Here is a 25083-nt window from a genome sequence, read left to right as displayed (position 1 = left end):
TTATATTTAACGATTAGCGTTAACATCTTCCTTATTATAAACATCAACATCTTGGCTATGACCATTCATCTGAAGTGTTGATTTAACCTTTGCAACACGTCTTAAACGTCCTGTTTTACCCAACTTATAATGAACCAAAGCCCATGCCATCAAAATACTAGTGCCCAAAATTATAAATAATAATAATCCTGTTTCAAAATCATTGATTAAAAAATCATCCGGTATAGCAAAATAAAGCAACACTGAAATCAATCCTCGGGGAGCAATAAACACTTGTGGCAAAAAATCTTTTTTAACGATGAATTTAAAAAGCAGCCATCTTGTTAAAAACATGATAGCTAAGAACGCCAGAGCCCCCACAACAACTTTTGTTTTAAATATACCAGCAACAGTAATGCTCAAACCAAAGACAAAAAAGAAAAAAGTACGCACCACAAATGCACTTTCTGCTGTCAATAATTTAAAATCGGCCAACACCTGCTTCACTTTATTCTCTCTCAAAAATTTTTTCATCACACCCGAAAAAAAGATATGCCTATTTTCAAGTATCAGACCAAAAACCAGAATAATCAATAGCGAAGACATATGAAACACTTTACCCACTGCATATAGTAAAAGTAATACGGAAATAAACAGAAATAGTTTAATTTGCGTATTTATTCTTTGGAAAAAGATAATCATCACATAAGATAATACAACCGAAAGAATAAATGATCCACCAATATTCGATATCACATTAAGCCCTATTTTAGTAACTTGATCGGTATATACATTATTGATGACAGTATAAAAGAGTATCAACCCAAAAATATCAGAGAGGGTACTTTCGTAAATCAAAAACTCTTTCTTTTCTTCCTCCAACTGACTTACACTGGGTATCACAATGGCACTGCTAATAATAGAGAGTGGGATGGCATAAATAAAGGCCGTCAGAAAATCCAGATTAGTAATAAGAAATTGTAAACCATAGGCAAAGGCAAAAACATTCACAAACAGCGACACCAAAGCGATAAGACCTGATTTCCATATCATTGGCCACCTTTCTTTGGAGAGTTTCAAATCCAATGCCCCTTCAAGTACGATAAGCATAAGCCCCACAATACCCAATATTTCAAGAGGAAAAATCCAATCCACATCATCCACACCGATATTAAAAAAACGCTTTGTAAAAAAACCCAATAATATCAATAATATCACACTAGGAATGGCAGTTTTCTCAGACAATAAGGTAAAAAAATAGGACAAAATAATGATTAAGGCAGCCCCAATAATTAAAAAATACGCAATGTTGTTTGTGTTAATTAAATGCTGTAATGCTAATATATTCATATTTTTATGTCGTAAAATTTAAACGCATTAAAAAAAAAGTTGCCAATGATAAACACAATGACAACTACTTTAAAACGTTATTTGTTATTATATTGTTTCAGTCTATTGGTAAACTTTACAATCTATCTGGTTTCGCAGTACCATTAAGGCGTTCTGCATCAAAGCAGTCATTTCATCTTCACCGGGATAAACTGCCACGGGAGCAATAAAGTCAACCATATCTCTAATATACTGAACAACAAACTTATCGTGCGCAATACCTCCTGTTAAAATAATACCATTAACCTTCCCTTTTAATACAGCAGCACAGCCACCAATGGCTTTGGCAATTTGGTAACTCATGGCACTTAAAACTAATTTAGCATTCTCATTACCAGCTTCAATCATTCTTTCCACCTCTGTAACCTGATTGGTACCAAGGTGGGCCACTAATCCTCCTTTACCATTAATCTTTTTTTTCATTTCTTCAAAAGAATAGGCACCACTAAAGCATTCTTTCACCAATGCACCAGCAGGCAAAGTTCCGGCTCTTTCAGGAGAAAAGGGGCCATATCCATCGATGGCATTATTCACATCAATTACTTTTCCCTGGCGATGTGTTCCGATAGACACTCCTCCTCCCATGTGCGCGACAATAAGATTCAACTCTTCATACACAAAGCCACGGGTATGTGCAAACAATCGTCCAACAGCCTTTTGGTTAAGCGCATGAAATATGGAATGACGAGGCATGTCCGGACAGCCAGTGATACGCGCCACGTCTTCCAACTCGTCCACAACCACAGGATCGGCAATATAAGCTTTAGCGCCAGGTAAGGATTTTGCAATATCATCGGCAATGAGTCCACCTAAATTACTAGCATGTTCTCCGAGCACTCCAATTCTCAAATCACGCTTCAGGTCTTCATTGACCACATAAACACCTGATTGTATAGGTTTGACCAACCCTCCGCGCCCCATTACACAATTGATTCGATCTATGTCAATATCAGCCTGTATCAATTCATTTAAAATCACCTCTTTCCTAAACTCGTATTGATCAGCAATGGTATCGAACACAGCCAAATCGTCATTTGAATGTTTAATGTTCTTTAAAAAAACAGATTTCTCATTATCGTAAACCGCAATTTTTGTAGATGTAGATCCCGGATTGATCACTAAGATTCTAAAGATTTCCATAGATTATTTTTCAATGATTAAGAATTATTTTCAGCCATCAGACAGGCCAAAGCTAAACAATAGTATTTAGATCTAAAACTATCACTTCGTGACATAACAACCACAGGGTGGGTTGTACCCTGAATGAGTCCGGCCAGTTCACCTCCTCCAAACAACATAATACTTTTATAAAAAGGATTGGAGGCTTCCAGCGACGGAAACAATAATATATCGGCCTCTCCCCCAATAGGTGTATCAACGCCTTTGGTTTTTACACTACCGGGATCACATGCCAGGTATACATCCAAAGGACCATCCATGATACAATCCTTTATCACACCATTTTCGGCCATTTTACACATTCTTTCATATTCCAATGAATTTGGAAAGTGAGAAGATACTTTCTCCGAAGCACCAATCAAGGCCACTTTGGGCTTTTTTATACCTAACTTATGGGCCATATCTATGGCATAATTGGCCATAGATACTTTTTGCTGCATTGTTGGAAACGGCAAAACAGCTGGGTCTGTAAGAAATAACAACTTATTGTAAGCGGGTAATTCGATGGCACAAACATAACTCAATACGCTATCTGGCCGCAACAATCCGTTCTCCTTATTTAACACGGCCTTTAAAAACAAGTCGGTATTGATCAGTCCTTTCATCACAATATCGGCCTCCCCCCTATTCACCATGGATACCGCCAGTTCTGAAGCTTTCTGATGACTATCACAATCTATTATATCATATACTTCTGCCTGTTTCAGAAATTCATGGGGTAATAATGGTAATATTTTGCTACGATTACCCATTAAAACAGGATGTATAAAGCCATCTTTAGTGGCTTGAATAACAGCATCGATGGTGCTCGTATCCTCTGCAATAACAACGGCCACTTTAAACTTACGTCGAAGCCCCATTACATATTGAGGAATTTGATCCAATTTATTTATTCGTTTTTCCATATGTTTAAATTTAATTTGTCATTGCTCACATGGATTTCGCCATCATCATCCTTTCCCTGTGTATATGAAATAATACCCATGGCTCGTTTCATAAGTCTAGCCTAACACAGCCAGTAGTATACTATTATATTTCGATTCTTCCGAATCGCTTCTGGAGGTTAATACAATGGGGGCTTCGGCACCCAAAATAACCGATGCTACTTTGGCTTTAGCAAAGAACACCAAAGTTTTATAAAGTACATTTCCTACCTCAATATCGGGCATTAACAACAAATCGGTATCACCGGCCACTGAGCTGTTGATATTCTTTTCTTTGGCACTTTCAAAACTCACTGCATTGTCAAAAGCCAAAGGGCCATCAATAATACAGTTTTTGATTTGGTCGCGCTGATTCATCTTGGACAACAAAGCTGCATCCATGGTGGCCTGCATACTTTCATTAACCATTTCAATGGCCCCCAGAACAGCTACCTTGGGTTTAACAATCCCCATTTTATTTAAATAAGCTACCGAATTATTTATAATAGCAATCTTATCCTTCAGGTTAGGAGCAATATTCATGGCCACATCCGTAATAGCCATTAATTTATGATAAGTATCCACTTCGAATAAGGCAAAATGAGAAAGCAAGGTACCTGTACGCAATCCCCATTCTTTATTAAGCACAGCCTTCAACAAGATAGGAGTGGCCACTTTCCCCTTCATTAAAATATCGGCTTTTTTTTCGTGCACCATCCTAACTGCTAATTCTACACACTTCTCATAGTCCGGTTCATCAACAAATGTTACACCATCAAAGCAATATCCTTTTTCGGCAATTATCTCACGTGTTAAAGCCTGGTCTCCTATCAATATTGGAACAATGATTCCTTCCTTAAAAGCTTTATAAACGGCATTAAGCGAATGTGCATCTTGCGAAACAGCCAGTACTAAAGTTTTAGTCACTTTATTTTTTTTAATGAGATGTTCCAGATCCGACAACTTTTTAAACATATCCTACCTTTTAAATAAATTTTTACCTTATAATATCTCGATTTGCTGATCCTAAAAATACGGTTGATAAAGCACTATAAAAATGACTTTTATAAGCAATAAAGGTGCAAATACCATTTCCAGTTGAAGCAGTACTGCACCTTTATTTACTTTTATTGCGAAATTTGAATCTATCTATTAGCTAATTCCTCAACAATTTGCCTTGTATCCTTAGCAATTACGAGTTCTTCATCGGTAGGCACTACCATGATTTTCACCTTGCTACTGTCTTTACTCACAACCGCTTCTTCGCCAAGGACTGTTTCATTTACTTTATCATCCATCTCAACGCCCATATATTCTAGTTCTGAACATATTTCCTGGCGAAGGTAAGTGGCATTTTCACCAATTCCACCTGTAAATAATATAACATCAACTCCCCCCATGGCGGCAGCATAAGCACCTACATACTTTTTAACCCTATAAGCGTACATGTCCATACCCAATATAGCCATTTTATCACCTTTAGCAGCTGCAGCCCTAATCTCACGCATATCAGAAGAAATACCTGTTACCCCCATCAGACCACTTTGCTTATTAAAGAGCACACTGGCGGATCTTGTACCTATCATTTCTTTATCCATGATATAGGTAGCTGCGCCGATATCCAGATCCCCGGCGCGCGTACCCATCATTAACCCTTCAATAGGAGTAAAACCCATGGAAGTATCCACAGACTCTCCATTTTTAACGGCCGAGATAGAAGCACCATTACCCAGGTGACATGAAATGACTTTGGCTTTAGCATAGTCTATACCTAATATCTCACATGCCCGCGCCGACACATACTTATGACTGGTTCCGTGGAAGCCATAACGTCTGATACCATATTTTTGATACAAAGAATAAGGTATAGCATACATATAGGCATGTTTAGGCATTGTTTGGTGAAATGCGGTATCAAAAACACCTACCTGAGGAACACTCGGTAACAAATGTTCGATAGCCGATATTCCACTTAGATTAGGTGGATTATGAAGCGGTGCCAAATCGATGCACTCATTCATTTTATCCACTACCTCGTTGGTGATAAACACACTTGAATTAAAGGTTTCCCCCCCATGTACCACACGGTGTCCTACTGCATCAATCTCTTCCAGATTTTTAATACAACCATGTTTTTCACTGGACAACAGACCCAAAATATAATCTATACCTGTTTGGTGATCCAAAATCTCACCTTCCAGTAGTACCTTTTCACCATTTTCTTTTTCATGTTTTAAAAAAGAACCTTTGAGTCCAATTTTCTCTACAGCTCCCTTGCCCAACACATGATGACTATTGTCATCCATGTTGAATAACTGATACTTAATGGAGGAACTACCACAATTTAAAACTAATATATTCATTGGTTATTTTCTTACTATTTAATAAACTGGCTTACTTATTCCAAAATAATATCACCATTTTCATTGTACTTATAAAAACCTTCTCCGGTTTGTTTTCCTAAACGTTTGGCACGTACCAATCTCTTAATCATTGGACTCGGCTTATACTTTGAATTTCCGAACTCTTCATATAAGTTATCCATCCATTTAGAAATTTTATTTAAACCAATGATATCAGCGGTTCTAAAAGGACCGAATCTCATACCTAGGCCCACATTCATTGTTTTATCAATATCAGGCAGACTAGCAATTCCCTCCATCAATACCTGACAAGCTTCATTTAACAAGGTAACATACAAGCGAACACTCACTAGACCGGCAGATTCCTCCACGGGAATAACATCTCGGTTAATTAACTTAACAAAAGTATATACTTTGTTATACACTTCTTCTGAAGTATATAAACCTTTGACCACCTCAATAATTTTAGCCTCAGGAGAAGCTACAAAAAAGTGTAAGCTAATACATCTGTCGGGCTTTTTCATTTCAGAAGCCAACTCTGTGATAATAATAGTGGTAGAATTAGTAGCTATGATCGTATCTTCACGCACGATCTCTTCCACCTTTCTAAAAACCTCTTTACGCTCCTCAATACTTCTGAAACTTATATTTGATTCAGAACGAATCGCTTCAATCACAAAATCACAGTCGGCCAAATCTTTATAATCCAAGGTGCCGTTAATACGACTCATAATAGCTTTTTTCTCACCAGCCGTCAGTCCCCAGTTCTCGATTCGGTTATCCAATTCTTTACCAATATTGGAAATAGCACGTTCAATATTTTCCTCAGACAGCTCTAGAAACACCACCTCCATACCGTGCCAACCAGCAATACGGGCAATACTTTGCCCTTCCTTACCACATCCAATAACACCAATTTTAGAAAAAAGTGTAGTCCCTTTTTTCTTATCTTTGCTTAACGCATAACCTTCAATAGGTTCTACTAAAATTTCAGCCATTTATATTGTTTTTGTTTTTACAGTTAAAATATGGACCGATTTGAGAATCCATTCACATACTACTTTTCAGATCAAACGTTACCTGCTGCTTGATTTGCAGTAATAGCCACCAAGTTAACAATATCACTTACAGAACATCCCCTGGACAAATCATTGATAGGAGCAGCCATTCCTTGCAATACAGGTCCTATAGCCTCTGCATGTGCCATTCGTTGCACCAATTTATAGCAAATATTACCCGTTTCCAAGTTAGGAAACACCAAGACATTGGCTTTTCCTGCGATCTCACTGTCTGGAGCTTTTTTAGCACCAATTGCCTCCACAATGGCTGCATCAGCTTGCAGTTCTCCATCTATCTTCAAATGAGGATCCATCTCTTTGGCCAGACGAGTAGCCTCAACCACTTTGTCAACCATCTCATGCTTTGCGCTTCCTTTGGTAGAAAAACTCAACATGGCCACACGCGGTTCCATACCCACAATAGACTTTGTTGTTCTTCCGGTAACCACGGCAATTTCAGCCAACTCACTGGCTGTTGGATTGGGATGCACGGCACCGTCAGCAAATACTAACATACCATTGTCGCCAAACTCATTATCTGGTAGAATCATAATAAAAGCACCAGAAACAACTTTGATACCAGGTAAGGTTTTTACAATCTGAAATGCAGGACGAAGTACATCTCCTGTTGAATTTTCTGCTCCTGCAACTTCTCCATCAGCATCTCCACTCTTAATCATCAAAGTAGATAGATACAAAGGATTTAACACCAATTTCTCAGCTTGCTCTTGGGTTAGACCTTTGCTTTTACGTAAATCCATCAATAATTGAGTATACTGCTCCTTCTTATCATGATTTTGAGGATCTATTATTTTAGCCTGCTGAATATGACTCAAATTAAATTTATCAGCTTCTTTAGCAATAGCATCCGGATTACCAATCAAAATAATATCAGCAAAACCTTCTTTAATAATTGTGTCAGCTGCTTTCAGCGTTCTTTCTTCTAGTCCCTCAGGTAGGACAATTCTTTTTTTGTTTTCTTTGGCCTTGGCCTTCAGTTTGTTAATGAACTCCATTTCAGGTATATTATATGATAAATTTATTAATTAAAATCATTTTTTAATTCGTACTCAATCACTTCATTAATTGGCACATACTATTATAGAATAACAATCAATGCGATATGACAACATCCGCAAAAAAAGGATGTTCACTTATTTACTTGAAATTCAGCTATAAATTTCTTAACTTATTATAAAAAATTTTAAAGATGGACCTGCAAGCTGTATTTTCAAGACTATTTGCCGATTATATATCGTTAAATCCTTCGGTCGGTAATATTCATTCACTGTTAAAAAGTGAAAATGAAGAAATTCGAAATGACCATATTGCATTCAGAACGTACAATTTACCAAAAATCAATATTGATGTGCTTGCCAAAGCTTTTGAAGTTAGAGGATACAAAGAAAAGGGAAATTATCGATTTAAAGAAAAAAAATTAACAGCAAAACACTATGAAAATGATAAAATTCCTCATGCACCCAAAATCTTTATCAGCCAATTGGAATGCAAAGCACTCAGCCAGACGGCGCAAAAACTCATTAACAAACACTATTTAAACCTATTACACCACCTATCCTTGAATGATGAACTCATATTTGCACACAACCCTGTGCCAAATCTTAGCTACAGAAATTTTGAACAATTACGGGCAGAATCAGAATACGCCGCCTGGTTATACGTGCACGGCTTTAGAGCCAATCACTTTACCGTATTGGTTAACCCTCTAAAAAGTTTCTCATCCCTGGAAATGTTGAATGATTTCTTAACAAAAAACGCCATTGAGCTAAACAGTGCAGGCGGAATTATTAAGGGCAGTAAAGAACAGTTTCTAAAACAATCAAGCACTTTAGCCGATAAAGTAATGATCGACTTTATTGAAGGTCGTTACGAAATACCGGCCTGTTATTACGAATTTGCCGAACGCTTCACGCTTCCAGATGGCCAACTGTTTCAAGGATTTATCACCGGCTCTGCTGACAAAATATTTGAAAGCACCCATTATCGAAAGTAAGTCAAATATACAAAAAAGAAAAACCAATTTAATTTTACAAATAAAATAAAAACCCTATCTTTGCGGCCGATTATATTAATCTGCATGTAATCTCTTATTGAACAGGTGGTTCACGTAATATTGCATGTATTTGTTAAATGCAATCATATTTTAAAAAAATGGATTTAATTAAAATTGCCGAAGACGCATTTAAAACTGAAACAAAAGAAAGACCTTCTTTTGGAGCAGGCGACACCATCTCTATATCTTATAAGATTAAAGAGGGAAATAAGGAACGTATCCAGATTTTCAAAGGTGTAGTTATTCAGATTAAAGGTGCAGGGTCAGCTAAAATGATGACTGTAAGAAAAATGTCAGGAAACCAAGGGGTTGAAAGAATTTTTCCTTTAAATTCACCTTTCATCGAGTCAATTGAAGTAAACCGTTATGGTAAAGTTCGCAGAAAACGTATTTACTACTTGCGTGGACTTACGGGTAAAAAAGCCAGAATTAAAGAAAGAAGAATGTAAGAAACTCTTCATAAATAAAAATCCCTCTTCAAAAATTGAAGAGGGATTTTTTATTTCTAAGAATAGGATAATTCTGTGTCGATAAAATCGATGCCACATCATAAAACATTAACCCTTATAGCTTCTCCTTCAAAAGAACAACCTGTTCATTCCGAAGACACTAAACACAGATGCCCTACTTCAAGAGGTTCTTATACATCTGATACTTCAGTGGATTTTCCATCTGCTTAAACACATCGGAAGGAATACATGCATTTTTTTGTACTGATTTCAGAACCTTATTTGTTTGAGTACCTGAGCCCTTAATTAAAGAAATCGCAAAAGAAGTAAGCACTTCTTCACTATCCCCTAATTCGTATTCATAATTATCATTCATTTCATAATCAGGAATCAACCCTACACTATAATCGATTGAATTATCCACATTTTCCGCTCTCATAACTATAGGCTGCATGGCCCAGCTATGCTTTTTTTCTTCATCATAAATAGTTATAGAACCATAATATTTTCCGTGTGATTGCTCCCCTATTTGAACAACATTCATATATGGAGACAAGCTATAAATAACCATTTCGCTGGCAGAAGCTGTTCCGCTGGTTGTTAAAACATACAAATTACTCAAATCTAAATTATTGCCATTGCTTTCGAAATAATCTTCAAACTGCTCGGTATAAGTATCGGGGTACATATTTTTTATAGCTTCATCTAAGGCCTCATTATAAGCTGTTCTTAAAAATAACTTACCCACGCAAGAGGCCGGACAAATCATACTAGCCATCAGTTTAGCTGATTCAACAGATCCACCCCCATTATATCGCAAATCTAAAATTAACTCAGAGACACCCGCATTCTTAAAATCAGAAAAAACAGCTTCTAAATGATCATCAAATTTACTAATAAAACTTGTATAAGCTAAATATCCAATCTTTACCCCATCCACATCAAACACCTCTGTTTGCAGCACCGGATTAATATTCAACTCTTCAGCTACCAAATTAACAGTAGGGTTTAAATCATAAACAATGCCATTCTCAATAGTTCCCAAACCAACATTTAGTTGTTCATCATAGAATAAATCCGCGTAATTATCTTCAGTAATCCACCCACCATTTATCGCCACTATCAAATCACCTCGTTTCAGACCAGCCTTATCAGCCGGCCCATCCGGTTCAACATATTCAACAAAAGCGACTACACGATCACTTCCCTCTTCCAAGTAATATCCTTGCAAAGAATACCCCATTTCCACCCTAACACCATCAAAATAATTATTTAATTCGTCTACATCATCAGTGATAAATGACCATTTATCAATTTTTTCATATAACAACTTATTAAAAAAGTCTTCACTATCACTTTGTGTATTAGGATCCAAAATAGGCATTTTAGTATTCCACAAGTAATAGTTATTCATATTGTCATATATAAAATTATTCACCAATAACAATTCCGGATCAATATCCGTATCGTTATCAGTATCTTCACAAGCCATCAGTAACAAGGAACCGAACACAAAAAAAGCGATAAGCCTCAAAAAATTAAAAATCCTCATAATATCAATAAATAATGAATTAAACTATATACAGAAAAGATCACAGATCATTTATAATAATCCGTATTTACACACTAACTCAGCAAGAGCACAAAAAAAGCCATCTCAAAAAAGACAGCCCTATATACAATGGTCAAAAAACCCACCTAATTTATTCATGAGATATTGCCGCGAACATCTAAAAGACAAAACGGCATTTTTTAGTTTTTAAAATAATTTACTATTAAAAAAAAGAAAAGTAGCATTACCTCATATCAAAACTGTTTCGGTTTGTAATAAATAATAAAGAGGGGGCTGACTAGTTAGTTAAAATGATATAAAAATACTATTTCCCCTTCAAAAGCAGGCTTTTTACTTCCTTCTATTTCCATAACCACGCCTATATTGGCCTTGGTAGTTCCTCTCAGATTTTTAACATCCACCACTTTAGCCACCAATCTCACTTTTGAGTCCACCAAAACAGCCTGATTAAACTTAAGACTTTCAATTCCATAGTTTACTTGCAATTTAATATTCTGCACCTCAACAATTTGCTCCCACAAAAAAGCCAATAGCGAAACCGTTAAATACCCATGTGCAATTGTATTGCCAAATGGAGATTCTTTCTTTGCTTTCTCTGGATCAGTATGAATCCATTGATGATCCATGGTTGCTTCTGCAAACAAGTTTATCTGCTCCTGTGTGATTATATGATAATCTGATTTTCCTATTTCTTGTCCTTTTAAAGCTTCCAGTTCTTCAAAGCTTTTAATAATCATTTGCGCCATATACAATTTATAATTTATTCTACAATTTCAGCCAAAGATAATCTTTTTATTAAAATAGCCACCCATACAAAAAAAGCATAATCAGCACAGACGAAGATCTGCCTTGATTATGCCTAGCACATACATTGATTTTTCAAATACCCATTTAATCACAACAAACACAGTGACAAAACAGGTAGCTACAAAATACTATTAACTCGAAGCCATTTGAACCAATTTAGAACTTACTTGGATTTTCTTTTGTTTGGCCAATTCCTGATTCAACTGAAAAGTTAATTTGCTATTAACTACCTTAAAATTTACCATGGCAAATTTAGGCATATAGTTTTGCTCTTCCGTGATTGTCATAACAGAATTGGCACCCAGCGCCTCCAACTCCTTTTTGGCTTTAAACAACTTTTCTCGCGAAACGAACACAATATGACAATCCTTCATCTCTTCTGCTGATTGCACCTCTACAACCGCTATGGTAGCCATACCAACATTTTTACCATTAATTGTTATGTTAAGTTCATCATATATGGCTTGGTTTGTCCCGAAAACACCTACTTTCATTGTTTTTATAGACTCCTGTCCAGGCCATTTTATATACCTCATAAAGTTAGCTATAAAAGAAGCCTCCACCTTTTGAATTCGCACCTGTGCGTCAACAAAATTAAAGACAAAGACAAAAGCCAGTAGTACCGATAAATTTTTAACCTTCATTTTTATAATCTATTTAAATTCTATTCATTTCAAAGATGAACCATTTCATCAGATAAGATTGATCGCTATTTTTTTAATATTACGAAGCTGAGACCAAATAGTTTACCATTTAACAAATTTTAATTTACGCTACCCTACAAGACCATATTACAAAACCATATTACAAAATAATAGTGAACCATTTCACACCATCATTAAATACCATAACTCATCAATTTTAGAAACACAGCTCACTCATAATACAAACATAAACAACTAGTAACAAAGACCACCTCACAACAATCAGTCCTGTCACATAAGACAAATAGCTCCACAAAAATGTTAAAAAACTAAACTAGTAGGGACTGGTAGGTATTATATGGTTTTTTTTTGTTATTATTGCAACAACATAAATAAAAATTAACAATTTCTACATCCCATTAACACATGTAGAATACGATAACGATGATAAAAACATTTTAAATTTTTAATAACACATTGAAATTATGGCACAAATAAGTTCATTAATCGAAAAAATAAACGGAGGAAACAATCCTTTTTTCAAAGAATTATATGGAACAGACGCTACTGTTCTTAAGGAGCAAAGCGAGCGTTATATCCAATACATGAATGAATTTAAAAGCATCTATGGCTCGGACGATGTAACCTTACTAAGTTCACCTGGACGAACTGAAGTAGGTGGAAATCACACCGACCATCAATTAGGTCGCGTTTTAGCAGGTGCAGTAAATCTTGACAACATAGCTATTGTTGCACCCAACGGCACAAATAAAGTACGTATAACTTCCATTGGCTTTGATCCTTTTGAAGTTGATTTAGATGAATTAGAGATTACAGAATTTCAAATCACACCAGCAAACCTTGTGAGAGCTATTGCAGCAGGCATCAAAGAACTTGGTTTAAAAATTGGAGGATTTGATGCAGTGATTCATGGATGTGTTCCCGAAGGTTCAGGCCTAAGCTCATCAGCATCCATTGAAGTATTGATTGGTGCAATTTTCAGTAACCTATTTAACGACGGTAAACTTGATCCTGTTGACAATGCCAAAATTGGACAAAAAGCAGAACATGCCTGTAAGAAATTTTGTGGTTTAATGGATCAGACTGCCTGTGCAGTAGGGGGATTTATCACAATTGATTTTAAAGACAAAGCAGATCCCAAAGTAAAAGCTTTAAATTTCGATTTTGCTAAGACAGGTTACTCATTGGTAATCACAAACACAGGAGGAAGTCATGGTGGTCTTGACGAAGAGTACAACGCGCTCCCAGGAGAAATGAAATCCGTTGCCAAGGAATTAGGCCAGGAAGTCCTTCGTCCATTAAGCATGGAAGATATTGTAAAAGGTATACCTACCATTAGAGAAAAAGTTGGAGACCGAGCTTTACTTCGCTCTATACACTTTCAGGGAGATAATGCCCGCGTAGTAGATCAGGTAAAAGCCCTTGAAGATGGTAAATTTGATGAATTTTTAGCCTTGGTAATTGAGTCTGGTTATAGCTCTTACATGTACAACCAAAATATTTTTGTGGGTGGCGAATCCAAATACCAAAATGTTGCATTAGCACTAGCTCTCAGCGACTTGGTGTTAAAAGGTAAAGGTGCGTGGCGCGTTCATGGAGGAGGCTTTGCCGGAACCATACAAGCCTTTGTTCCAAACGATTTATTAGACAATTACATTTCTACTTTAGAATCAGTATTCGGAAAAGGAAATTGCCACAAGTTATTTATCCGTTCCAAAGGTGCGGTAGCCGTAGAATTATAGTACAAACAAACAGAAAGCAGCTGAGAATATCACTCAGCTGCTTTTACATATATGTTAAACTAAAATAATTTAATTATCATGGGGAGTTCAAAAACGAATTATACAGTTCCATTTATTATCATGTCATTTTTACTATTCCTATTGGGATTTGTGACATGGATGAATGGTATTTTAGTTCCTTTTTTACAAAAACTATACGATCTAAAACCAGCAGTTGCTCAGTTAGTAAATGCGGCATTTTTTAGTGCCTATATAATATCCATTCCAGTTGGAGGGGTCGTAAAAAAATTAGGCTACAAAAAGAGTGTGATCATAGGTGCATTAATTACAGGTATTGGTAGCCTTTTATTTATTCCTGCGGTTACTACTGGTTTCGGCATGTTCTTATTTGCTCTTTTCGTAAGTGCCATTGGCATTGTTGTTCTACAGGTAGCAGCCAATCCATATGTGATTGCATTAGGTAGTCCTGAAACGTCATCGGCTCGTTTAACATTGGCCATGGCCGTTAATTCAGCGGCAGCCGTTCTTGCTCCTTTTGTTGGAACAGCACTGATCATGAGTAAGGTAAGTGGTGATCCTGTTGCCGATGCATTATTGGCCAGACCACCTTATTACGTTTTAGGAGGAATTGCCGTATTAACAGCAGTGCTTCTTATCTTCATGAAACTACCTGCCATTTCTGATGATGATGCACAAGAAGGTGGTGGCGAAGAAAGATCTGCATGGAGTTATACACACTTGGTACTGGGTTTTGTAGCAATAGGCATGTACATGGGATTGGAAGTAGGTGTAAATTCGTTTTTATATAGATATATGGAAACAAAGATAGGTCTGAGTGCCGAGGATATTAAATTTTGGATGATGGCCTATCCCTTTGGATTTGTTATTGGTCGTTTAGCCGGAGCCGCCATATTAAAGAAAAACTCACCCAACAAGGTACTGGCTATTTCATCAGCCTTAGGTGCTTTGATGATACTAATCACTGTTAGTACGGAAGGTTATGTTGCCTTAGGTTCAATTCTAGCCACTGGACTATTCCATTCTATCATGTGGTCTGTCATCTTCGACCTTTCATTAAAAGATGTAGTTCCAAGTGCTGCCAAATTAGGATCTGGCATCCTATGTACAGGCGTTGTTTTTGTAGGGCTATGGACGTATGTAATGGGAAGCATCGAAGCCATCTCAAATATATCAACCGCTTATATGGTACTTTGGGTTTTCTATGCGTTTATCATATACTTTGCCTTGGCAGGATCAAAAATCAGAAAAAAAGTAGCTTAATTTTTTCAGAGAGCCTATCTTTGGATAGGTTTTAAATTAAAAACAAAAAGATATGACAAAAGCTTCTGACGTTTTTACGCTAAAAAACGCTAATAATATTGAAGTTACCTTTATTGGAAGAGGTGGACAAGTGATTGGAATTAAAGTTCCTGATGCAAAAGGGCAAATAGCCGATGTGGTTATAGGCTACGAAAATGTGGATGCGGCCTTAGCAGGAGATGGTTATTTTGGTGCACTTTGTGGTCGATATGCGAACCGTATAGTGGAAGGTAAGTTTGAACTGGATGGAACCAAATACCAGTTGGATATTAATAACGAGCCTAACCATTTACACGGAGGTAACGATGGCTTTAACAATCGTGTGTGGGATGTGAAACCATATGCCGACAGCAAATATGCACAAGCATACAAATTATCTATTGTAAGTCCTGATGGTGATCAAAAATATCCTGGAGAATTAACAGTTAGTGTTATCTATGGTTTAACAGACGACAACGAATTCGTTATTGATTACACTGCAGAAACAACAAAGCCTACCATTATAAATCTTACCAGCCATGCTTACTTTAACTTAAAAGGAGCAGGAACAGGTACCATAGAGAACCATGTTCTTGAGTTAAATGCCGACAAATACACCCCTATTTCGGCTGAGTTGGGTACAGTAACTGGTGAGATTGCCGAGGTAAAAGGTACAGCCATGGACTTTGTAGATGCCAAGAAAATTGGTGAGGCTTGCAAAAGCGATGACCCACAAGTGAAGCTAGTGGATGGTATTGACCATAACTTTGTAATCAATAGTTACGACGGCCGTTTAAAACTTGCCGCCCGATTAACTGATTCGGAAAGCGGACGCGAAATGGAGGTATTCACAGATCAACCGGGCGTACAAATTTACACCGGAAGTCATTTCGATGGAACAGAAACAGGAAAGCTTGGCACTCCTATTGTAAAATGGGCAGGCGTGGCATTAGAAACACAAATCTTCCCTGATTCCCCCAACAAGGATCATTTTCCAAACGCTGTATTAAGACCAGGTGAAACATATAAACACACCTGCGTTTACAAATTCTCATAGAATATCCAGCTATATTTTACATACGAAAGGTCATCCTGTAAGTCAGGATGACCTTTTTTATTATAAAAAAAATTGAAAACACGCACTATCCTTGTTTATTTGAATTTTTTTTAACTTTTTTATCTCACTTTATAGAAAATTAGCATTTATCACTTGCATAATTTTCCTCTAGAATTAAATAAACTACTTAAAACTACAAAATGAACACTACTAAAAAAAGCAATCTTTTACCAATTGTAATGATGATATTACTATTTGGTATGATTTCATTTGTCACCAATTTGGCAGCTCCCATGGGAGTTGTTGTAAAGTCGCAGTTCGGTGCTTCCAATTTTCTGGGAATGTTAGGTAACTTCGCAAACTTCCTGGCCTATGCTTTTATGGGAATACCAGGAGGTAAACTGTTGGAAAAAGTCGGGTATAAAAAAACAGCCCTATTAGCTATTATCATTGGCTTTGTTGGCGTGGGCATCCAATTTTTCTCAGGAGTAGCTGAAAGTTTCTTTGTGTACCTATTGGGAGCTTTCGTGGCAGGTTTCTCCATGTGTTTATTAAACATTGTGGTAAATCCAATGCTTAACACTTTAGGTGGTGCTGGAAAAAAAGGCAATCAATTGATTCAAGTAGGTGCTACCTTCAACTCGCTTACCGGGACCCTTACCCCTATTCTTATTGGTATGTTGGTAGGTGTAGCAACAAAAGACACCGCCATTAAGGATGTTAACCCAGTATTGTTTATTGCAATGGGCGTATTTGCCTTGGTGGGTTTAGTTCTTTACTTTGTAAACATACCAGAACCTCACATTATTAAAGATGGAGAAGTCAAAGAAAAATCGGCTTACAGTGCATGGTCTTTCCGTCATTTTGTTCTGGGAGCTATTGGTATTGGGGTATATGTAGGTATAGAAGTTGGTGTTCCTGCCACCTTAAACTTATTTTTAGCAGATGCAAAAGCTGGTGGTTTGGATGCAACAACAGCCGGCTTTGTTACAGGAACCTACTGGTTACTAATGTTAGTTGGCCGTTTTATTGGCGCATCTATCGGAGGTAAGGTATCCAGCAAAAGCATGCTAATTGTAGCCTCTTCTGTAGGTATGATACTAGCTTTTATGGCCATTATCTCACCCACATCTACTACCGTCTCTATTCCATTATTCCAAAGCGGAACCAGTGGTATTTCTTTTGGCTTAGCGAATGTGCCCATTAATGCCATGTTTCTTGTATTAATAGGACTATGCACATCGGTTATGTGGGGTGGTATATTTAACCTTGCAGTGGAAGGCTTAGGTAGATTTACAGCCGCTGCTTCAGGAATTTTTATGACGATGGTAGTTGGTGGTGGAATTTTACCTTTAATTCAAAATGCAGTAGCTGATAATATGGGCTATATGGTATCTTACTGGGTACCATTTATTGGTTTAGCCTACATGCTCTATTATTCTTTGATAGGAAGCAAAAACGTGAACCAGGATATTCCCGTGGAATAAACATAGAAATTTATTATACTAAAAAGGCCATCCAAAGAATTTTGAGATGGCCTTTTTAGTGTTGTTTAAGCCAAATAACACCATAGATTTTCTGGTAGATTACTCGGTTCATGCATATTTTTTATGCTAATGTTATATTTTCGTTAATTCGCCCGAATCCACAAAACCACTCTCATTAATTATTATTTTTACCACATTATCAATTCTATAATATTTTGTTAAATACATCACCTCTATCGAGCGAAAACTTCAACATACAATGAAAAAGAAAGATGTCATTATAAACGGTGCTACGGAACTATTTGTTGCCAAGGGGTTTTCTGCTTCTACCAATGAACTAATTAGCCGCGTAGGCATTGCCAAAGGAACTCTTTATCATCACTTTAAAAGTAAAGATCAGTTAATCGTTGAGATATACAAAACCCTGATGTTTGAAATTGAGACCGAATGTGTTTCAGAAATGCTTGAAGAAGAAGATCCTTTAGCCTATACAAAGGATGTATTTGCAAAGATAGTAAGATGGTTTATCAAGAACCCAAGTAAATTCCACTACATCAACAGTTTCGAAGCCAGTCCTTACAGTTCAATACACGCCCTTTCACTGAGGGAAACATTGAATGGTCCTCAAAAAAACATTATGCAAAAAGTAAATATGGGCGTCATGAAAAACTATAGTACTGAGCTTATTACATTCTTTGATTTTGCATTTACGCGGTCCACCGCCAATTATTTCTTGTCACAACCGAATCCCATGGGAAAATTTCGTCAGGAATTTGATGAGGCCTTTGACTTATACTGGAACGGAGCTTCCAGATAACATTCTTAATACACCCCCCTCAAAACAATAGGGTGATATTTTTTTTAATAAAAAAAAACACTCCACCCCCATTTATACCCATCAACCAAACTGTCAATTTTACTGCATTTTTCCATTTTTACTTTTTTTAAGTTTTTTTTCATTTAATAATTAAATGCTGTATCCCCGTGATAACATTACGATAACGCATTCTTAATGATTATTAAACCGACTTGTCAGTCGGTTTTTATGATATTTGCGCCAGAATATTCATATATTTGAATAACATTAGCTAGTTTTTATTACAACCTAAATTCAATCATTTTCATCATGAAACACTTAATCGCGAAACTTTATGTGGTTGGTATACTACTAACCCTTCCATTATCAGCAATGGCACAGATGACCACATCTGGTATCAAGGGACGGATTTTCAGCAATGAAGAAAGCCTTCCTGGAGCAACTGTATTGATAACCCACGAACCAACAGGTGCCCAATACGCTACTATTACAAACGAGTTAGGTCTGTACCACCTCCCTAATCTTGCACCCGGAGGCCCGTACACCCTCACATCTTCTTTTATTGGCTACCATACCTTTGTAAAAAAAGAAATCTACTTAACATTAGGTCAGACTATGCAATTGCAGATTCCTCTGACTGCCTCTACCACCAGTCTTGATGAAGTTCAAGTAATAGCGGTAACAAGCGGCGTATTTGATGGCAATACAACAGGTTCCAAAACCACCGTATCTCAAGAACGTCTTAACACCATGCCCACCATCAGTCGTGGAGTAAGCGATTTTGCCCGCTTAACACCTCAAGCAAAAATCAACGAGAATGGTGGAATTGAAGTAGCAGGTCAAAGTAGTAAGTATAATTCATTTACGATTGATGGAGCCTTACAAAATGACGCCTTTGGATTAGCCAGTAGTGGCACCAATGGTGGACAGATAGGTATCAACCCAATGAGTATGGACATCATTGATCAGATGACCATATCCTTATCGCCCTATGATGTAACGCAAAGTGGTTTTGCAGGCGCAGGCATCAATGCCGTAACAAAAAGTGGTACAAACCGCTTTAAAGGTTCAGGCTACGGCTACTACCGCAATGAAAATTTGGCAGGAAAAACACCAACTGATAATTCTGAAATTGAACGGAAAAAATTAGATGAATTTACATCCAAAACCTACGGTGTGACTTTAGGTGGACCCATTATTAAAAACAAATTATTTTTCTTTGCCAACGCAGAGTTCCAACGTGACGAAACACCCAAACCATTTGACTTTAGTGATTATGCTAGTAACGCAAGCACTCCTGCTTCAAAAGCAGATGTGGATGCCTTAAGAAACAAAGTTAGCAATGACTATGGATACGATGCAGGAAGCTATGAAAACACCACAGAAACCCTGGATGCTGAAAAACTATTCTTTAAACTGGATTGGAATATCAATAATAATCATAAATTTTCCATTCGCCACCAATACTCTAATGGGGCTAGTATTTCTCCTTCAACATCCAGCTCAAATGCCATTAGATTTTCTAATTCCGGTATAGATTTTATCTCCACTACAAACTCAACCACCGCAGAATTAAACAGTGTATTCGGAAGTAAGTTTGCCAACCAAATGCGAGTAGTTTATACCAATGTTGATGACAACCGCGATCCTATGGGATCTAAATTTCCATACATCTATATACAGGATGAAAATATTTCCTTGGGTAGTGAGCAATATTCTACGGCTAACCGTCTAACGCAAAAGACTTTTACCTTTACCGACAACTTTAATATTTATGCAGGCCAGCATAATATTACCCTTGGTATGCACCACGAATACTATGATATGTTCAACGTTTTTATCCGTCAGAACTATGGATATTACCGCTATGACGACCTGAATACATTTATGACCGACCCTAACAATTACAACCGATACGACAGAAGTTTTTCGTTACTGGATAATGTAACAGGCGACGACACCGATGCTGCAGCAGAATTTAAAGTATTACAACTTGGTTTTTATGTACAAGACGATTGGCAAGTAAACGACCGATTTAAATTAACAGCAGGTATCAGAATGGATTTACCCTTGTATTTGGATGATCCCAATACGAATGATGATTTCAATAATAATGTCATTCCTTTTTTAGAAAATAATTACGATGTGGATTTTGAAGGAGCAAAAACCGGACAAATGCCAGATGCCACTCCTCTTATTTCACCCAGAGTAGGTTTTAACTGGGATATTCATGGTGACAAATCCATGCAACTGCGCGGTGGTGCCGGTCTATTTACTAGTCGCATTCCTTACGTATGGCCTGGTGGTGCCTATAACAACAACGGAACAACTGTTGGAGGTATGAGAGTATACGGAGGATATGATTTTGAATCTCAATGGGACAATCAGCATTCTTTGCCCATCGATGCTCCATCCGGTCAGATTGATATCTTTGCCAAAGACTTTAAAATGCCTCAGGTTTTCAGAGCCAATCTGGCCTATGACATTAAACTTCCTTATGGCATCAACGGTACCTTTGATTTCACCTATACCCAAAATGTGAACAATGTAACTTACCAGAACCTTTTGGTACAGGACAGTGGTGAAGAATTAACAGGAACGGGAGATAAGCGTATCATCTGGGAAGATATTTCTAATGAATTAGATAACGAAGCCAGTATTGCTGGTGACTATTCGGGAATCTACTTAGGCACCAACACCAGTGAGGGACATAGTTTAAACCTATCTACCATGTTCGATAAAAGTTGGCAAAATGGTCTTTTTACCAGCGTTGGATATAACTATGGTGTTGCAAAATCAATGAATGATGGACAATCATCACAAAACTCATCCCAATGGCGTGTACCCAATCAAAATGGACGTAACAACCTTGATTTAGGTTATTCGACTTATGACCTGGGGCATCGCATCATGGCCAATGTATCTTACAAATGGGAGTATAGCAATTTTGCCAATTCTACCATTTCATTGTTCTATAATGGACAATCAGGCGGCCGTTATTCTTATGGTTACAATAATGGTGTTGCTTCGTATGCAGGAGTTACAGGAGATAACACGGACGGATATGAATTAACCTTATTGTATGTTCCGAAAAACCAATCTGACATCAACTTGGTAGATGTAGAGATAACAGAGAATGAAGTTAAAAAAACCTATACTGCGGCTCAACAATGGGCTGATCTGAATGCCTTCATTAATAATGATGATTACCTAAGCGATCATAGAGGAGAAGTTGTAGAACGCAATGCTCAACGCATGCCTTTTGAGCATACGCTAGACCTTAAATTTATGCAAGAATTTAAATTCAAAGTTTCTGAAGATCGTGAAAACAAGCTTCAATTGACGCTTGACATCTTCAACTTTACAAATATGTTGAATAAAGATTGGGGAAGAATGCACTACGCTGTTGGAGACTATGGAACCTATCAACTATTAGAATTCCAAGGCTACGAAACAGGAACTAATAATCCTACTTATTCCTACATAAACAAAAGTGGTGACAAAACCTATGGTATTGATGATAGCGGATTACAAAGCTCGCGTTGGCAGGCACAAATTGGTATCCGATATATTTTTTAAGAATATCATGCTTTTATAGAATTAGATATCATATTTAACAAAGAGGACTCCCTTCATAGGGAGTCCTCTTATTGCATTAAAAACATTTATTACTCAATTTTATCACCTTACCGAGGTTTTCTACAACATTCATTATAATCAATTTCTCCCCCATGAAAAGTTATAAAACAGCGTTTATTTTAATTTGCTACTTACTCATATACTGGCCCATTCAATCGCAACAAAAGGATTCACATCAAGCACAGCCTTACGTCGTTGTGTTATCACTGGATGGTTTTCGTTGGGATTACACACAAGACATCGAAACACCAAACTTCGACCGAATGGCTCAAATAGGCACCAAGGCCATTTCTTTACAACCCTCTTTTCCCAGCAAAACCTTTCCTAACCATTACACCATAGCCACCGGATTATACCCAGGACATCACGGATTGGTCAACAATTCATTTTATGACAAAAAAATAGATATTACCTACAAAATATCCGACCGGAGCACAGTAGAAAATAAAGCTTTTTATGGCGGAGAACCCATATGGAATACCGCCGAAAAACAAGGAGTAAAGGCGGCCTGTTTTTATTGGGTAGGTTCAGAAGCACCCATTCAAGATATGCATCCATCTATTTGGAAAAAATATGACCATCACTTTCCTTGGGAAGCCAGAATAGACAGTGTTATTTCTTGGTTATCGCTACCAGCTCCACAACGCCCCATTTATTAATGTGGTACCTGCCAGAGCCTGACGGTGTGGGACACCAATACGGTCCCCAAAGCCAGGAGCTACATGATATGGTACAAAAATTAGATCATTTTTTAGGCACTTTCCTTGATCGACTAGAAAAGCTACCCCACTATCCCAATATTCATTTAATAGTAACTTCCGACCATGGCATGGGAGCAACCAGTTCTGACAGGTATGTGGATTTAAAACCATATATAAAGAAAAAGAATTTGGAATATATGATACCTGGCAATCCCGTTGTTTTCATACAACCTAAAAAAAACAAAGTCAACAAAATCTATAACAAACTAAAAGATATCGCACACATTCAGGTAACGAAGAACTTGGAAAGGCCCGAGCACTGGCATTACAATAACGTAGAAAGAGCAGCTGACCTGGTAGTTGTAGCCGATTCATCGTGGAGTATTGGGTGGGATACATTACCTACAGCCTGGCACGGAGGTACCCACGGTTATGATCCAATCAATTCAGATATGCATGCCATTTTTTATGCCATGGGACCTGCATTAAAAAAAGCCTATGTTCACCCCACCTTTGAAAATGTAGACATTTACAATTTGATTGCTCACTTGTTAAACATAAAACCGGCACCCAATGACGGCAACTTTGAAAGAGTAAAAGGAATGCTCCGGGAATAAGACAACGAACGCGGTACCTGGCCAAGCGAACAAGCTACCTAAAAGCAAATAATATCAAAGAAGAAACAAGGTCAATTTCACGAATTAAATATCTTTGCCCAAAAATTGATAAGAAAGATGGAATATATTGAGTTAGATATAAAACAATTGATTTATGAATTATTAAATGGCAAGATAGTACCCTATAGTGTAGAGCTAAACTGTGAATTACTGGATTCAGATTTACACAACCTATATGGAACCTATATATATCATAGCGACGAAGCAGATGGTACGGTGAATGTTGTGGCAGATTTTCATTGCAAATTAATAGAACACAACAAGCATCATTCAAAAAGTGACATTTATTCCAAAGGCAGATTCAAAGGTCGGTTTAACTTGGAGCACAAATGTTTCTTTGAAGGAGCATATGAAGTAAGCATCTAAAAACACCTTCGCGCCAGCAATAATAAGCTTGCTCCAAGGAAAACATACAAACACCCTAAAGTTTTGCTTCTTCCATAGTCTGCCAGGCTAAAGAAACTTTTTTTTGACAAATTCATCAAAGACTTCTTTATATTGCTTGCTTATGGGAATGCGTTCTTTACCAAAGATAATTCGATAACGTTCAATGGTGGTAATTTTTTCAAGATTCACAATAAAAGAGCGATGAACACGCATAAAGCGATCAGAAGGCAAGCGTTGTTCCACCGATTTCATTGTTGCATAAAACACAATGGGTGTTTGTTCCGTTTCGGTATAAAGTTTTACATAATCTTTCAATCCCTCCAGATAAAGAATATCTCCGTAATTTATTCGTTTTAACTGCGCATTGGCTTTCACAAATAAATAATCCTCATCGGACCTTAGCTGTTTGTCGGGCTGTTGCATGGCCAGATCTATCCAATTAAAATGCTTCTGTGCATGCTGGGTAGCATCCAAAAAAACCTCATAACTCACCGGTTTCAATAGATACCCTAATGCGTGAAGCCGAAAGCCCTCTACCGCATATTTTTCATATGCGGTGGTAAATATCACCTTACAATTTTCATCCAAAGTACGTGCAAAATCAACACCTGTAAAATCTGGCATCTGAATATCCAAATAGATTAACTGAACCGGATTGCTCTGCAAATATTCCATAGCATCTATAGGGTTATCAAACTGGCCTTTAAGTTCTAAAAAAGGTGTTCTATTAATATGCGACACAATCAACCCCAGGGCCAACGGCTCATCATCGATGGCAATACAGCTAATTTTTTTCATATACTCTAATTAATTACAAA

The 25083-nt window shown here is 37.2% G+C and carries 20 protein-coding genes and 1 pseudogene; 10 read left to right on the top strand and 11 right to left on the bottom strand.

Annotation, left to right across the window (positions count from 1 at the left end; all coding sequences use genetic code 11):
* Positions 1–6 precede the first annotated feature (6 nt).
* From CYTFE_RS24995 to pta, 7 genes are all read right to left on the bottom strand, one after another.
* The gene (locus CYTFE_RS24995; protein WP_044213044.1) at positions 7–1329 is read right to left on the bottom strand and encodes a cation:proton antiporter domain-containing protein; all 1323 of its coding nucleotides are present in this window, start codon (positions 1327–1329) and stop codon (positions 7–9) included.
* A 102-nt stretch (positions 1330–1431) separates the two neighbouring features.
* Entirely contained in the window at positions 1432–2508 is a 1077-nt protein-coding gene (buk, locus tag CYTFE_RS0104715; RefSeq protein ID WP_027470878.1) for a butyrate kinase, read from the bottom strand.
* A 17-nt stretch (positions 2509–2525) separates the two neighbouring features.
* A complete protein-coding gene (locus CYTFE_RS0104710; protein WP_027470877.1) occupies positions 2526–3452 on the bottom strand; it encodes a phosphate acyltransferase in 927 nt (308 codons plus the stop codon).
* Between the two features lie 96 nt (positions 3453–3548).
* On the bottom strand, positions 3549–4445 hold the full coding sequence (locus CYTFE_RS0104700; protein ID WP_027470876.1) for a bifunctional enoyl-CoA hydratase/phosphate acetyltransferase: 897 nt from the start codon (positions 4443–4445) through the stop codon (positions 3549–3551).
* Positions 4446–4615: 170 nt separating this feature from the next.
* On the bottom strand, positions 4616–5833 hold the full coding sequence (locus tag CYTFE_RS0104695; RefSeq protein ID WP_027470875.1) for an acetate/propionate family kinase: 1218 nt from the start codon (positions 5831–5833) through the stop codon (positions 4616–4618).
* A gap of 35 nt (positions 5834–5868) precedes the next feature.
* The gene (locus CYTFE_RS0104690; RefSeq protein WP_027470874.1) at positions 5869–6831 is read right to left on the bottom strand and encodes a 3-hydroxyacyl-CoA dehydrogenase family protein; all 963 of its coding nucleotides are present in this window, start codon (positions 6829–6831) and stop codon (positions 5869–5871) included.
* Positions 6832–6902: 71 nt separating this feature from the next.
* Positions 6903–7907 (bottom strand): phosphate acetyltransferase, encoded by a 1005-nt coding sequence (gene pta / locus CYTFE_RS0104685; protein ID WP_027470873.1) that lies wholly within the window; start codon positions 7905–7907, stop codon positions 6903–6905.
* Between the two features lie 194 nt (positions 7908–8101).
* Between pta and CYTFE_RS0104680 the strand changes: the two genes are divergently transcribed.
* Complete coding sequence (locus CYTFE_RS0104680; protein WP_027470872.1) at positions 8102–8905, top strand: DUF1338 domain-containing protein; 804 nt, start codon at positions 8102–8104, stop codon at positions 8903–8905.
* 158 nt (positions 8906–9063) lie between these two features.
* On the top strand, positions 9064–9414 hold the full coding sequence (gene rplS, locus CYTFE_RS0104675) for a 50S ribosomal protein L19 (protein WP_027470871.1): 351 nt from the start codon (positions 9064–9066) through the stop codon (positions 9412–9414).
* Positions 9415–9589: 175 nt separating this feature from the next.
* On the opposite strand, the gene CYTFE_RS0104670 is transcribed toward rplS, so the two are convergent.
* The 3 genes from CYTFE_RS0104670 to CYTFE_RS0104660 form a co-directional block, all read right to left on the bottom strand.
* A complete protein-coding gene (locus tag CYTFE_RS0104670) occupies positions 9590–10966 on the bottom strand; it encodes a S41 family peptidase (RefSeq protein WP_027470870.1) in 1377 nt (458 codons plus the stop codon).
* Between the two features lie 302 nt (positions 10967–11268).
* Positions 11269–11733, bottom strand: a complete 465-nt coding sequence (locus CYTFE_RS0104665; RefSeq protein WP_027470869.1) for a MaoC family dehydratase — start codon at positions 11731–11733, stop codon at positions 11269–11271.
* A 192-nt stretch (positions 11734–11925) separates the two neighbouring features.
* Complete coding sequence (locus CYTFE_RS0104660) at positions 11926–12438, bottom strand: YfiR family protein (protein WP_027470868.1); 513 nt, start codon at positions 12436–12438, stop codon at positions 11926–11928.
* A 485-nt stretch (positions 12439–12923) separates the two neighbouring features.
* Between CYTFE_RS0104660 and CYTFE_RS0104655 the strand changes: the two genes are divergently transcribed.
* The 8 genes and pseudogenes from CYTFE_RS0104655 to CYTFE_RS0104610 all read left to right on the top strand — a co-directional run bounded on the left by CYTFE_RS0104655 (position 12924) and on the right by CYTFE_RS0104610 (position 24244).
* On the top strand, positions 12924–14201 hold the full coding sequence (locus CYTFE_RS0104655; RefSeq protein ID WP_027470867.1) for a galactokinase: 1278 nt from the start codon (positions 12924–12926) through the stop codon (positions 14199–14201).
* A 78-nt stretch (positions 14202–14279) separates the two neighbouring features.
* Positions 14280–15482: a glucose/galactose MFS transporter gene (gene gluP, locus CYTFE_RS0104650; protein ID WP_044213040.1), complete on the top strand. Its 1203-nt coding sequence runs from the start codon at positions 14280–14282 to the stop codon at positions 15480–15482.
* A gap of 52 nt (positions 15483–15534) precedes the next feature.
* Positions 15535–16557, top strand: a complete 1023-nt coding sequence (locus tag CYTFE_RS24990) for an aldose epimerase family protein (protein WP_052342993.1) — start codon at positions 15535–15537, stop codon at positions 16555–16557.
* Between the two features lie 200 nt (positions 16558–16757).
* Complete coding sequence (locus CYTFE_RS0104640; RefSeq protein ID WP_027470865.1) at positions 16758–18044, top strand: MFS transporter; 1287 nt, start codon at positions 16758–16760, stop codon at positions 18042–18044.
* Between the two features lie 259 nt (positions 18045–18303).
* Positions 18304–18861, top strand: a complete 558-nt coding sequence (locus CYTFE_RS0104630; protein WP_044213037.1) for a TetR/AcrR family transcriptional regulator — start codon at positions 18304–18306, stop codon at positions 18859–18861.
* Between the two features lie 309 nt (positions 18862–19170).
* Entirely contained in the window at positions 19171–22440 is a 3270-nt protein-coding gene (locus tag CYTFE_RS0104620; protein ID WP_044213034.1) for a TonB-dependent receptor, read from the top strand.
* A gap of 152 nt (positions 22441–22592) precedes the next feature.
* Positions 22593–23818: pseudogene (locus CYTFE_RS31025) on the top strand (alkaline phosphatase family protein).
* Positions 23819–23935: 117 nt separating this feature from the next.
* Positions 23936–24244: a hypothetical protein gene (locus CYTFE_RS0104610; RefSeq protein WP_027470862.1), complete on the top strand. Its 309-nt coding sequence runs from the start codon at positions 23936–23938 to the stop codon at positions 24242–24244.
* An 87-nt stretch (positions 24245–24331) separates the two neighbouring features.
* On the opposite strand, the gene CYTFE_RS0104605 is transcribed toward CYTFE_RS0104610, so the two are convergent.
* Positions 24332–25063 (bottom strand): LytR/AlgR family response regulator transcription factor, encoded by a 732-nt coding sequence (locus CYTFE_RS0104605; protein WP_027470861.1) that lies wholly within the window; start codon positions 25061–25063, stop codon positions 24332–24334.
* Positions 25064–25083: the final 20 nt, after the last annotated feature.

This window comes from Saccharicrinis fermentans DSM 9555 = JCM 21142 (assembly GCF_000517085.1).
GTDB lineage: Bacteria > Bacteroidota > Bacteroidia > Bacteroidales > Marinilabiliaceae > Saccharicrinis > Saccharicrinis fermentans.
Note: the sequence above shows the minus strand (reverse complement) of the source record. Positions and strands in the feature narration are given on the sequence as shown.

Coding starts and splice junctions, on each gene's coding strand:
- CYTFE_RS24995 (WP_044213044.1), bottom strand. CDS start 1,329: ATGAATATATTAGCATTACAGCATTTAATTAACACAAACAACATTGCG.
- buk (WP_027470878.1), bottom strand. CDS start 2,508: ATGGAAATCTTTAGAATCTTAGTGATCAATCCGGGATCTACATCTACA.
- CYTFE_RS0104710 (WP_027470877.1), bottom strand. CDS start 3,452: ATGGAAAAACGAATAAATAAATTGGATCAAATTCCTCAATATGTAATG.
- CYTFE_RS0104700 (WP_027470876.1), bottom strand. CDS start 4,445: ATGTTTAAAAAGTTGTCGGATCTGGAACATCTCATTAAAAAAAATAAA.
- CYTFE_RS0104695 (WP_027470875.1), bottom strand. CDS start 5,833: ATGAATATATTAGTTTTAAATTGTGGTAGTTCCTCCATTAAGTATCAG.
- CYTFE_RS0104690 (WP_027470874.1), bottom strand. CDS start 6,831: ATGGCTGAAATTTTAGTAGAACCTATTGAAGGTTATGCGTTAAGCAAA.
- pta (WP_027470873.1), bottom strand. CDS start 7,907: ATGGAGTTCATTAACAAACTGAAGGCCAAGGCCAAAGAAAACAAAAAA.
- CYTFE_RS0104680 (WP_027470872.1), top strand. CDS start 8,102: ATGGACCTGCAAGCTGTATTTTCAAGACTATTTGCCGATTATATATCG.
- rplS (WP_027470871.1), top strand. CDS start 9,064: ATGGATTTAATTAAAATTGCCGAAGACGCATTTAAAACTGAAACAAAA.
- CYTFE_RS0104670 (WP_027470870.1), bottom strand. CDS start 10,966: ATGAGGATTTTTAATTTTTTGAGGCTTATCGCTTTTTTTGTGTTCGGT.
- CYTFE_RS0104665 (WP_027470869.1), bottom strand. CDS start 11,733: ATGGCGCAAATGATTATTAAAAGCTTTGAAGAACTGGAAGCTTTAAAA.
- CYTFE_RS0104660 (WP_027470868.1), bottom strand. CDS start 12,438: ATGAAGGTTAAAAATTTATCGGTACTACTGGCTTTTGTCTTTGTCTTT.
- CYTFE_RS0104655 (WP_027470867.1), top strand. CDS start 12,924: ATGGCACAAATAAGTTCATTAATCGAAAAAATAAACGGAGGAAACAAT.
- gluP (WP_044213040.1), top strand. CDS start 14,280: ATGGGGAGTTCAAAAACGAATTATACAGTTCCATTTATTATCATGTCA.
- CYTFE_RS24990 (WP_052342993.1), top strand. CDS start 15,535: ATGACAAAAGCTTCTGACGTTTTTACGCTAAAAAACGCTAATAATATT.
- CYTFE_RS0104640 (WP_027470865.1), top strand. CDS start 16,758: ATGAACACTACTAAAAAAAGCAATCTTTTACCAATTGTAATGATGATA.
- CYTFE_RS0104630 (WP_044213037.1), top strand. CDS start 18,304: ATGAAAAAGAAAGATGTCATTATAAACGGTGCTACGGAACTATTTGTT.
- CYTFE_RS0104620 (WP_044213034.1), top strand. CDS start 19,171: ATGAAACACTTAATCGCGAAACTTTATGTGGTTGGTATACTACTAACC.
- CYTFE_RS0104610 (WP_027470862.1), top strand. CDS start 23,936: ATGGAATATATTGAGTTAGATATAAAACAATTGATTTATGAATTATTA.
- CYTFE_RS0104605 (WP_027470861.1), bottom strand. CDS start 25,063: ATGAAAAAAATTAGCTGTATTGCCATCGATGATGAGCCGTTGGCCCTG.